This is a genomic window from Candidatus Hydrogenedentota bacterium (assembly GCA_018005585.1).
Taxonomy (GTDB): domain Bacteria; phylum Hydrogenedentota; class Hydrogenedentia; order Hydrogenedentales; family JAGMZX01; genus JAGMZX01.
The window spans coordinates 15,598-26,320 of the sequence record JAGMZX010000081.1; the positions used below are offsets into that span (position 1 = coordinate 15,598).

Below are 10,723 nucleotides of genomic sequence, written 5' to 3' on the forward strand. Positions count from 1 at the left end.
GCTCATCGACCACTGCAGCCGCGCATTCGTGTTGCCCGTGATTGCCCCGTTCGACTGCCACCTTTTCGGCGAAGGATACAGTTTCCCTTCGGTCGAAGGGTTCCGGGTTACCTTTGGCAGCTTCGGCAACATGTACGCGCAAGGCTGTCTCTTCGCGGGCGACAGCGAAACCACGCGTTGTGCCTCGGAAACGGCCTATGCCTTTGACCTGCTCTCCGGCGGCGGTCAGTACTGTTACCTCGATTGGCGCCTCTGGCCGGACAAGTTCCCTTATGCGGCGGGCGTCCACTCGAAGGAGCCGCTTTTCATCAAGTCCTATAACCTCGCGCAGTATGATTTCGGCCTGTACGAATGCGGTTCCCCGATAGAACTTGCAACCACGCTGCCCGGCGCCTATAGCGTTCTCTATTACAACCGCACTTGGAACGAGGGCCTCCTCGTGATGGCAAACATGAACACGGAAGCCGCAACCTGCGCGCTTGCCGCTCCGGATGCAGCGTTTCAACTGGTGCAGGGTGCCGCGCCCCTCGCTATCTATGACCTGCACCGGCGCAACGTTTCGATTGTGTCGAATGCTCAAGACGCCGTCCCTTGCTTTGAGGCGCAACTTCGCCCCTCCCAGGTGCGGTTGCTGCACCTGCGAGAGGCGCCGCCGGGCGCGGCATACCACCAGTGGGGCGGCAAGCGCATCTCGGAGCAGTGGGACGCCGCGGCGCGCAAACTCTCGCTGCGCCTTTACGGCCCGGCCGGACTTGAACAGTGGGTCGTGCTCGGAACCGGTGGCAACACACTGGGACAAGTTGCTGTCAACTCACAACCGTCGGCGTTCTTCTGCGACCCGGAGCGCGGGCTGGCCTACGGCAAGGTCACATTCGGATACGAACCGGTTCTGCTGGAAGCCAGCGCCGTCATCGATGACGGCGCGTTGCCCCGGCAGCCGATCCCGCCCGGTGAACTGGCCGAAGAGTATCCTTAGTGAACGCTTGTCCAAACTGAACCGGGGCGTATTGAGATATGATACAGGCAAGCAAGGAGACACAACGCGATGAGTTTTGTTAAGACACTTGCGGAGTTGGATGGATACTTCGAGCGGGCCGTGCGCGTGTTTCCCGGCGCGCGGATGCTGGGCATCCTGTACGAGACAGAACCGGAAGTCATCAAGCGGCTGTTGCCCCCGCCGCTTGAACCCGCGGCGGAGCCATGGGCTTTGTGCTATATCGCGGATTTTCCGGAGACGAATCTCGGTCCGGCTTATCAGGAAGGCGCGATTTTCATCCGCTGTCAATATGAGGGCGAAACCGGAAATTACTGCTTGTCCATGCCGCTGAACGACGAGGCGCGCCTGCACAATGGCCGTGATATCTACGGCTTTCCCAAGAAGCTTGGCCAAGTTGCGTTGCATCGCGAAGGAAACGCCGCTGAAGGCTGGATTGAACGGCACGGAATCAGATTCGTCACCGTGCGCGCGGAACTCTCCGTGAAGCTTGACGAACCCCCGCTCAAGGTCGGGTCCAATTTCCTGTTCAAGTATATGCCCGCCGCGGACCTGAGCCGCGGCTTCGATGGCCCGGTGCTTCTGGTACGGCAGCGAAACGAATTCGACTATCATGCCTTCGAGATGGGCGCCGGCGAGATTAGCTTTGCGGACTCGCCGCACGATCCCTGGAGCGAGATCGTCTGCAAGCAGGTAATCGCCGCATACTTCTTTACCAGCACTAACCGGCTGCTTCCAGGCAGCGTGTTGGCGCAAGTGGACCCACAGGCATTCCTGCCATACGCCTTCTCGCGAACCGACTGGGAGTTCGGCGATGGTTGACTTCGAGCTTTCTGAGGATCAACAGCGCATCCGCGACATGGCCGCGACGTTCGCGCGCGAAGTGTTGCGGCCCGCCGAAATAGAACTGGACCGCATGGCCCAGCCGGAAGAGGTGTTCTGCAGCGATGTATTCCGCAATACCATGCGGCAGGCGTACGCACTCGGATTCCACAAGATGGGGATCAAGGAGGAACACGGCGGGCTCGGCCTGGACCCGGTCACCAGAGGCGTGGTCTGGGAAGAACTCGCCGCGGCCGGCCCCGGCATCGCAGCGGGGCTGCTGGCCGCGTCGGTGGCGCCTGCCTTCTTGAGCGTGCTCGCGCCCGACAGGACGGAATTAATCGACGCCTACGTCCGGCCCTTTTGTGAGGATTCCGAGGCACGGCATATCTCCGCCTGGGGCAGCTCGGAACCGAACATCGGTTCGGATGGCAGCAACTATTGCGACCTGGAGGTACACCACGAAACGGCCGCAACACGGGATGGCGAAGGCTATGTTCTTCAAGGCGCGAAATCCAGTTTCGTGAGCAACGGCGGCATCGCGGACCTCTTCCTGGTTTTCGCATGCGTGGACCGCACGAAAGGCATTTGCGGATCGGGTGTATTTCTCGTGCCGTTCGGCCCGGGCGTAACGCGAGGCAAGCCCCTGGACAAGATAGGCCTGCGCGCGTTGAACCAGGCCGAAGTTGTTTTCGAGACCGCACGGATCCCCGAGGGCTACATGATCATGCCGCCCGGCGACCATTACCCGATGGTCCACAATGCGATCAAGACTGTCGGCAACATCGGCGTAGGTTGCCTCGCTCTCGGCCTCCTGCGCGCCGCATACGAGGAAGCACTGTCCTATGCCAAGGAACGCGTCCAGTTCGGCAAGCCAATCGTCCAGCATGAGGCGGTCGCGTTCCGCCTGTTCGAGGCATTCCAGGCCGTCGAAGCGGCACGCGGCCTGCTCTGGAAAGCCTCATGGACCTTGGGCAACACAGGGCTGGGCGATCTCAAGATGTCCGCCGCCGCGCGCGTCTTCGCCACAAACATGGCGATGAAACACACCGTCGAAATGGTGCAGATTCTTGGTGGTTACGGCATTTCCAAGGAGTATGCGCTCGAAAAGCACATGCGCGACGCCAAGTTGCTCCAAATCATGGACGCCACGAACGAGATCATGACGATCAAGGGCGCTGCATTACTGTGATAAGGCGCCGCGCAGATGGCGTCCCCACAGACTGCACCGTCAGGACGAACTGCCACCCAAAGGGACTCAGGGTGACTGCTGCGTTGCTTCGTTGATGAGCTTGCGCGCCTTCCGCGCCAAAATGACCACGATAAGCAGACTTATCGCCAAACCTGTCCAGAACAACGCCGCATCGCCCGCCACAGGCGTTCCCCCGCCGCCCGCGAGGTCCGCCAGCGATCGCGCACCCGAACCGACATAGGCCACGAATACCGTTCGGGGGATCATGCCAATGAGCGTGGCCGCCATATAGGCGGGCAGCGTGACGCGTGTCAGGCCCAGTCCGTAATTGAGCATGATTACGGGAAATAACGGACAAAGGCGCAAGAGCGCCACAATGCGGAAGCCTTCTCGGCCCACGACCTCGGCCACCGCGGCAAACTTCGGGTCCGCGGCCATCTGGCGCTCGATCCAGCGGCCTCCAATGCGCCGCACGAGCAAAAAGGTGGCTGCACTGCCAATCATTCTACCGAAAGACACTGCCACGGCCCCTACACCGACGCCCCAAAGCGCACCCGCCGCCGCATTGGGAAAGATATCGGGGAACATGAGCACACACGACGGCACATAGAGCACGATGAATATGACCGGTCCCCAAGAGCCCATGCTTTCGACCCATGTCAAGACACTCACCAGCCAGGCTTCAAGCGGCACCAACCGTGACAATCCGTACCAGGCGGCGATGATGGTGAAGAAGTAGAACGTCTTGTGCCAAAGCCTTCCGTTGGCTTCGCTCTGTCCAGACGGTCTCGCGTCGTCGTCCTTCACGATAGTTGGTGCTCCCGTTTCATGAGAAACGCTTGTAGATGCCCCACTGTCCCGCCTGTGCCTTCAGAATGAGCCATTCGAGCAGCCTTGGCGAGATTCGATACACCAGTGCGCCCACGCTGCCGGCGGGCGTCATGATCAGCTGCCGCCTGCGTCTGGCCAGCATCCTGACGATAAGATCGGCGGCGTGGGCCTGCGTGTGATGCGCGGGTCGGTCCGGCGGCACAAGGCTGCCGTCCGCCGCGAGTATCCGCTTCTCGGGATCGTGTTCCGTGAACCCCAGATACACCACGCCGACATGCACGCCCTTCGGGATGAGTTCCAGCCGCAGCGATTCGGTAAGGCCCCCAAGCGCCTTCTTCGTGGCGCAGTAGATCGACGCGCCCGGCAGGCCGAATAGCCCCGCGATGCTGGAAATGAAAACGATGTTGCCCCGATTCTTCACGATCTCCGCGACGGCGGCCTTCGATACGTTCAGGCAGCCCGTCAGATTTGTAGCAACGACGCGCTGGCATACCTCCGCTGTAAGTTCCTCGAATGTGCCGCGCATGGATACGCCCGCGTTGTTGACCACCATGTCGATGCGGCCGAACCGGTCCAGAGCCGCCGTGGTCATTCGTTCCGCGTCCTGGTACACGCCCACATCGCCGCAAACCGCTTCCACCTGGCCGCCCAGTTGCTCCAATTCCGCACGCGCGGCTTCGAGGCGTTGTTGACTGCGTGCTGTAATGACGACTTTCGCGCCGCGCAGCACCAGCGCGCGCGCCGCAGCAAAGCCAACGCCACGGCTTGCGCCGGTCACCAGCGCGACTTTGCCAGCAAATGCTTGTTGGAATCGGAGTGCCAGGTGCCCATATTCAACCAGCGAGTGTATGGAATCACGGATAGCCGTCTCTATGGGCGTTTGCGGCAAGCCGAGCTCCGCGATGGCCTTCGCAGACGTGTAGTACGTGTTCAACAGTGAGAATCGGGCAATGTCCTTGTTGAATTTCGGCTTACGGCCTGTGACCTTGCCGATAAACGACGCCAGCGAGCCTGCGGCGAGAACCACGCGCGGCGGCATTACGCGCTGCGGCCCTTCGCGGCCCGCAATGCGGCCAACGCGTCCGAAAAACTCCTTATACGTCATGTTCTCGCCGCCGAGGATGTACGTCTCCCCCGTGCGTCCTTTTTCAAACGCCAACCGCACCCCTTCGGCCACATCCGGCGCATACGCGAAGTTGCGCCCGCCGGGCGACGTGACGCGCATGCCGTTTTCACAGAAACGGCGCACCAGTTCGCCGCCGCTGGGCCGGGTGTCGTAAGGGCCAAGCAGGAAAGTGGGCGCGACAATGACCGCATCCAGCCCCTTATCGCGCACATACGTGCGCACCAGTTCCGCCGCCTGATGCTTCGACTCCATGTATGCCGTGCCGGTGTAGACTTCTGGAAAATCGCCCGACTCATCGCCGGGCCGCGCCAACGTTCCCGGCTCGAAGGAACTTGCCGAACCGACGAACAGCAGACGCCTCACGCCCGCGCCGAGACACGCTTCGAGCACGTTTCGTGTGCCCTCGAGATTGACCCGCCGCGTTAGGTCCGGGCCGGCCCACAAGTCCGTGATGGCAGCCACGTGAAAGACGCCCTCGCACTCCCGCATCGCGTTGGCGAGTACATCCCCGCCATCGAGCAAGTCGCCTTCGGCGCGCTCGATATCCAATCCGTCAAGCGAAGTCGACCGGCTGCCGGGGTAGACGAGTACGCGCACGGCGTACCCGTGGTCGAGCAGACGCCGGACCAGGTTGCTTCCCAACAACCCATCGGCGCCGGTAACCAGTACTCGCAACGGAAGTCCTCTCTTTATCTATCCGTGACACACCGGAACAAACCCGCCCGCGGCAAAACGAGCCGCAATTCCGGCGAGCACACCCTCCTCCATGACGCCGTCGCCCCGGAATTCATCTGAACGGCCCACGCGATCGTACTTTCCCTTTGCCCAACGATGGCAAGGCAAGAGATGTACTTCGCCAACATAGCCGGACGTTTTCAAAAAAGCGATGAAAGCTTCGACGTCGCCGGGCGAAGTATTGAAATTGTGTACGAGCGGTATGCGCGGCGTAATACGCTGGTGGCCCGCGCGCGCAAGCACCGCCCTGAAATTATCCAGAATCTGTTCGTTTCCAACGCCGGTTCCACGCCGGTGCGCTTCGGAATCCATGCGTTTGAGGTCGAACAAGAAGAGGTCCGTCACTGGTATGAGGGATTGCGCCGTTTCGGCCGGGAACTGCCCGCAGGTTTCGATGGCCGTGTGGATGCCCTCGCGGCGCAGGGCTTCAAGCAGCGCCAGCAGGAACGCGACCTGGCTGGTGGGCTCGCCGCCGGTAATCGTCACGCCGCCGCCGGAGTTATCGAAAAACGGCTTGTCGCGCAACACCAGTTCCACGACGTCTTCAACGGAGACTTCGTAGCCGGCTTTCTCCATCGCATCATTTGGGCACGCCGCAATGCACGCGCCGCACACAATACACCGCGCCCGGTCCCGCTCGACGCCGCCTGCTGTCACACACAGCGCCGCTTGCTGACATGCCGCCGCGCAACTGCCGCAACGGGCGCAGCGCCCTCGCCGCCAGGCCATCTCGGGCGCAAGTTGTTGCGATTCGGGGTTATGGCACCAATAGCAGCGAAGCGGACAACCTTTGAGATAGACCGCCGTGCGAATGCCCGGTCCGTCGTAGATGGCGTAGCTTTGGATGTCGAAAACAATACCCGTCAAGACAACGGCGCCCCCTGCTCACGAGACTGCATGTTCGGTACGCGCGATGATCTCTTCCTGTATCTCATTACCCAAATCGACAAAGTAAGTGCTGTAACCGCCGACCTTGATGATCAGGTCCCGGTGTTGGTCCGGTTCCAGTTGCGCGGCGCGCAGCATTTCCGCGCTGGCCACCGTCGGCTGTAATTGCGGCCCGCCCAGCTGAAAATAGGTGCGCAGCAGCGCCACCCACTTCGCGCGCCCGGCAGAGCCATTGCCCATCGCATTCGGGTGAAATTTCATGTTCACGGCGCAGCCCATGACGTCCTCGAACGGCAACACCGCCACGCTCCGCATGGCCGCCGTCACGCCGCAATGCTCGACGTTGTACGGATTGCCGCTTGCGGCGTAGGGCATGCCCGCTTTGCGCCCATCGGGAGAGGCCACCGAGAGTCGGCCATCGATGGTGTGCGTAATCATGCTGATGATGTAAACGACAAACGGCCCGCCCCGGAAGTTGGTGTAGCGGTACGTATCCGCGAATAATTCCGCCGCGATGCGGCAAGCCATTGCATCCGTCGCCGGGTCGCCGTTGCCCCACTTGCCCTTCACCTGCCGCATGGCGCTCAGGATATCCTGCCGCCCGGCGAAATTGCCGTCCATGGCGGCCAGAAACTCGTGGAACGAGAACCGCTTTTCCTCGAAGACGAGCTTTCTGAGTACGAGCAACGAGTCAATCACGTTCGCCAGTGCGTTGATCATCGAGATACCGGCCAGATCGTAACGCGCGCCGCCTTGCGTAACGTCCTTCCCGCTATCGAGGCAACCCCGAATGAACGCCGAAATCATGGGCGCGGGCAGGCGCTCAGCGTACAGGCGGTCCCGAAGGTTCGACGCCTCCGCAATCTTCGCAATGAGATGCCGCGCTTGCTTGAGAAAGGCCTCGATGAGTTCTTCGGGCGACTCGAAGGACGCCGGGTCGCCCGTGCGCAGTCCCTCATTCCGGATCGTGCCCGCAATCGTGCGCACGTCGCCATTCCGCAGCGTCATGTCGAGCACTTTCGACAACTGCAACGCGCTGGCGCTCATCCCGCCCGTCTTGCCGGGGCAGGTCGTCTCGACGCAACCCATGACGGCGTAGTCGCGGGCGTCTTCTTCGCTGAAGCCGCGCCGTTTCATGGACTCGATATTCACCGTGTCGTTGAACAGCGAAAAACTCGAGGTCCCTTTCTGAAGATACTCGGCCACCCGCTCCAGAAGCGCATCCGGTGTGCCCGGGTGTATGCGAACGGTCACATTGGTAATCGCCTTCGACCGGTGCGCCGCATCGAGGAAGACATACGTGAGTTCATTCGTCGCGTCCGTACCGTCCGGTCTCACTCCCCCGAGCGTTACCGGCGACGAACCAAGATAGCGATGATAGAAATTGCCGAGAACGTTGGATTCCGGGCGCACGTTCAACGACATAATCTTCAGCAGCAGTTCCTCGACGAGTTCCGTGGCCCCCTCCCGCGTGATGCGGCCCGCCGCGAGGTCCGCCGCATAGAACGGATAGAGTTGCTGATCCAGCCGGCCAAAACAATGCAGATTGACGGGATACGCCAGTTCGAGCGCCACTTTCACCGTCCACAGGCTCTGCACAGCTTCGCGGAACGTTGCCGGGGCGTGCAACGGGCAGCGCCGGCATACCGCGAGCAGGTCTTCCATTTCCTTCCGCTGCTCCGGCGAATCCGCACGGGCCACGGCCTCAGCCACGGCTTCGGCAAGACGCCGCGCGTAAACCATTGCGCCTTCCAGTGCGCAACCCACGGCCTCGTAGAACTCCCGCGTTTCCGGCGCGGCATCCTGCCGCCGAGTGTCGACCTCTGCGGCCATCTGGAGCAGGCCCTTTTCGAGCACGGCGTCGAAGTCCGGGATGACGTGCCCCTGAATCGTCGCGATGCTAGCCGCGGGGCTGATCATCATCACTTGTCGCGAGGTATTGCCTGGCACGGCGACGACGAAGTCGTACATGTCCTTCGAGTAAAGTCCCGACCGCTGTAATTCCGCCTGAAGCGTGTCGGCAATCGTGCGACCCTTCCAATAGGGCAGCAATTCGCGCAACAACACCCTGCGGTCGCGCGCCGCGACCTGATAAGGATTCACCGCGCGCCGCGCCATCGTCTTCAGTTCCATGTTCAACGCCGGCATGCCGTTCGCACGGATATGCTTCTGATTGCGCAGGAACTCGCGCAGAACACCCTTCCGGACCATATACGCCAGGCCCTTGACCATGGACTTTGCGCGAAAACGCACGAGGCGCGGCATCGTCAGTTCCGCCTCGAAGACGCTGTTGAATTGCCCGCGCTCGATATCGATGGGAACGCCCAGGAACCGCTCCGTCCAATAGCCCGCAATCCGGTCATCCGCGTCTACATAGTGCGTCATCTTCTCGTAGACGTTTTTCATGGCGAGCGCGACCCGCAGGGGCAGCGGCACACCCTTCGCCTCCGTCGCTTTCCAGCTTTCCGTGTAATAATGCGCGCGCTCGACGGAGATAAAGGCGGGGCCCGTCTGATAGCGCTGTCGCATGCGGGCAATGCGCGCGCTCGCCGACGCGCTGGTCCGTGCGGCCCTGTCCCCCGAAACCCGTGCTGCGATGTCCAACACCATAAGCGGGCGGCTCCCGTGTACTTAGAAGCGGCTGCCTGGCCACTGGACCAAGTATACACAAAGTGGAACAGGTTTTCCGTACCGGAAGACGACCGCTCTCATCTCTTCAAGGGTGAGTGATCCGGTAGAATGTCCCGACAGACGCGTGAACGGATGACGAGTTCAAGACCCGGGGGGTCAGCTCCTGTTCACGTTGAATGCATGCACGGCGGGACTCTAAACGTTGACGTTGACGGTCCAGGGTGGAGCAGGCTGATCGCATCCATCCGGAAGTAGTGGCATTGTGCTACAGTGTCTCCGAGCGTTTGGGAGCCGCGTGGGGCTGAGCGCGGCGGGCCTGTAGATGATATTGGGATGTATATTGGACGGGATGACAGTATTCACAGGATATCACGTGCGGCCTTGACCGAAACGATCATTGGTTGTGCCTTTCCCGTATACAACCATATGGGGTTCGGCTTGTCGGAAAGCGTTTTCGAGAACTGCATGATGATTGAGATTGACCCCAATGGCCTGCACGCGGTGGCGCAACAGCCTGTCAACGCTAAATACGAAGGCGTCGTTGTTGGCGATTTGGTGGCTGATATCGTCGTACATGATACGATCATAGTGGAGCTGAAATCCGTGCGTCGTCTAAGCCAAGCCCATGAGGCACAGTTGGTGAATTGCCTTGTCGCCACTGGAAAACCGGTTGGCTTACTCTTGAATTTCGGCACGGAAAATATTGAAGCCAAGAAAACAGTGGGCATTCTGAGTCCATCCTGTAAATCCCATTATCCTGTCCAAGCAGGATAGGACGATGGAAACGATCAAAACGAAAGAGAAAGACAGCGCACCGGACGTATCCATTGCCGACATGCTGGCGCAATGAGAATCCTATGCCGATACGCGTAAGAAGCTGCAACTATCAGCTATGCAAGACGTTACGCGGAGAATCGAAAACGTCCGATTAGGTGCATAGAAGTCAGCGACAACCACCTGCTTTCTCCGAGGACGGAATTCCTGCTCGCAGGGTGTCCGGTTCATGCATTCGCGGGCATCGCGCCAAGAATTCGCGTCAGTCCCATATGCTCCGATTCTTCCCCAAGCAGTATATACAAGACAACGCGCGTGCTGGCATCAACCTGACGCTTGTTTCATTACGGCGGTCAGCGCGCGGATGCCCTGCGCGATGTCACCGACCCTGTTATCGCCTGCTTCGCGTTCGAAGATATAGCCGCCGTCGAAGTCCGCCTCGGCCAGGATGCGGACAAACGCGACCCAGTCCACTTCGCCCGTGCCGACGACGACTTCCTCGCCCCACTGACCCTTGACTGACGTTCGCCGGGCATCCTTGACATGCACCTGCTTCACGTGCGGCACGAGCGCGCGCAGCGCCTCAATCGGATTGTCCATGTTGTAGAGGATCATGTTGGCGGGATCGAAGTTGACCGCAATATTCCGGGCGCCGCGCTTCTTCATCGCGTCAAGAAACATCAGCAGCGATTGCGCGGTTTCCTGGCCGGTCTCCATCAGCAGCGTAACG

Annotated in this window: 9 protein-coding genes; 4 read left to right on the plus strand and 5 right to left on the minus strand. The window is 60.7% G+C overall.

The features are described 5' to 3' along the window. The 3 genes from KA184_14150 to KA184_14160 form a co-directional block, all read left to right on the plus strand. On the plus strand, positions 1–976 hold a 976-nt coding region (locus KA184_14150), incomplete at its 5' end, for a hypothetical protein (GenBank protein ID MBP8130717.1). Between the two features lie 69 nt (positions 977–1,045). After that, positions 1,046–1,816: an acetoacetate decarboxylase family protein gene (locus KA184_14155; protein ID MBP8130718.1), complete on the plus strand. Its 771-nt coding sequence runs from the start codon at positions 1,046–1,048 to the stop codon at positions 1,814–1,816. Continuing rightward, positions 1,809–3,008: an acyl-CoA dehydrogenase family protein gene (locus tag KA184_14160; protein MBP8130719.1), complete on the plus strand. Its 1,200-nt coding sequence runs from the start codon at positions 1,809–1,811 to the stop codon at positions 3,006–3,008. The genes KA184_14155 and KA184_14160 overlap by 8 nt, the downstream gene beginning before the upstream one ends. Positions 3,009–3,074: 66 nt before the next feature. On the opposite strand, the gene KA184_14165 is transcribed toward KA184_14160, so the two are convergent. The 4 genes from KA184_14165 to KA184_14180 are packed head-to-tail and all read right to left on the minus strand — an operon-like array spanning position 3,075 to position 9,198. Then, positions 3,075–3,815: a TVP38/TMEM64 family protein gene (locus KA184_14165; protein MBP8130720.1), complete on the minus strand. Its 741-nt coding sequence runs from the start codon at positions 3,813–3,815 to the stop codon at positions 3,075–3,077. Between the two features lie 19 nt (positions 3,816–3,834). Continuing rightward, positions 3,835–5,640, minus strand: a complete 1,806-nt coding sequence (locus KA184_14170) for an SDR family NAD(P)-dependent oxidoreductase (GenBank protein MBP8130721.1) — start codon at positions 5,638–5,640, stop codon at positions 3,835–3,837. Positions 5,641–5,658: 18 nt separating this feature from the next. Continuing rightward, on the minus strand, positions 5,659–6,567 hold the full coding sequence (locus tag KA184_14175; GenBank protein ID MBP8130722.1) for a glycyl-radical enzyme activating protein: 909 nt from the start codon (positions 6,565–6,567) through the stop codon (positions 5,659–5,661). Positions 6,568–6,585: 18 nt separating this feature from the next. Beyond that, positions 6,586–9,198, minus strand: a complete 2,613-nt coding sequence (locus KA184_14180; GenBank protein ID MBP8130723.1) for a hypothetical protein — start codon at positions 9,196–9,198, stop codon at positions 6,586–6,588. A 354-nt stretch (positions 9,199–9,552) separates the two neighbouring features. On the opposite strand from KA184_14180, the gene KA184_14185 reads away from it, so the two are divergent. Next, entirely contained in the window at positions 9,553–9,993 is a 441-nt protein-coding gene (locus KA184_14185; protein ID MBP8130724.1) for a GxxExxY protein, read from the plus strand. A 324-nt stretch (positions 9,994–10,317) separates the two neighbouring features. Here the strand turns inward: KA184_14185 and KA184_14190 are convergent. Beyond that, on the minus strand, positions 10,318–10,723 hold a 406-nt coding region (locus KA184_14190), incomplete at its 5' end, for a sugar phosphate isomerase/epimerase (protein MBP8130725.1).

What these genes read in the sequence shown, in the direction of transcription:
- KA184_14155 (MBP8130718.1), top strand. Translation starts at nt 1,046, where the DNA reads ATGAGTTTTGTTAAGACACTTGCGGAGTTGGATGGATACTTCGAGCGG.
- KA184_14160 (MBP8130719.1), top strand. Translation starts at nt 1,809, where the DNA reads ATGGTTGACTTCGAGCTTTCTGAGGATCAACAGCGCATCCGCGACATG.
- KA184_14180 (MBP8130723.1), bottom strand. Translation starts at nt 9,198, where the DNA reads ATGGTGTTGGACATCGCAGCACGGGTTTCGGGGGACAGGGCCGCACGG.
- KA184_14185 (MBP8130724.1), top strand. Translation starts at nt 9,553, where the DNA reads ATGTATATTGGACGGGATGACAGTATTCACAGGATATCACGTGCGGCC.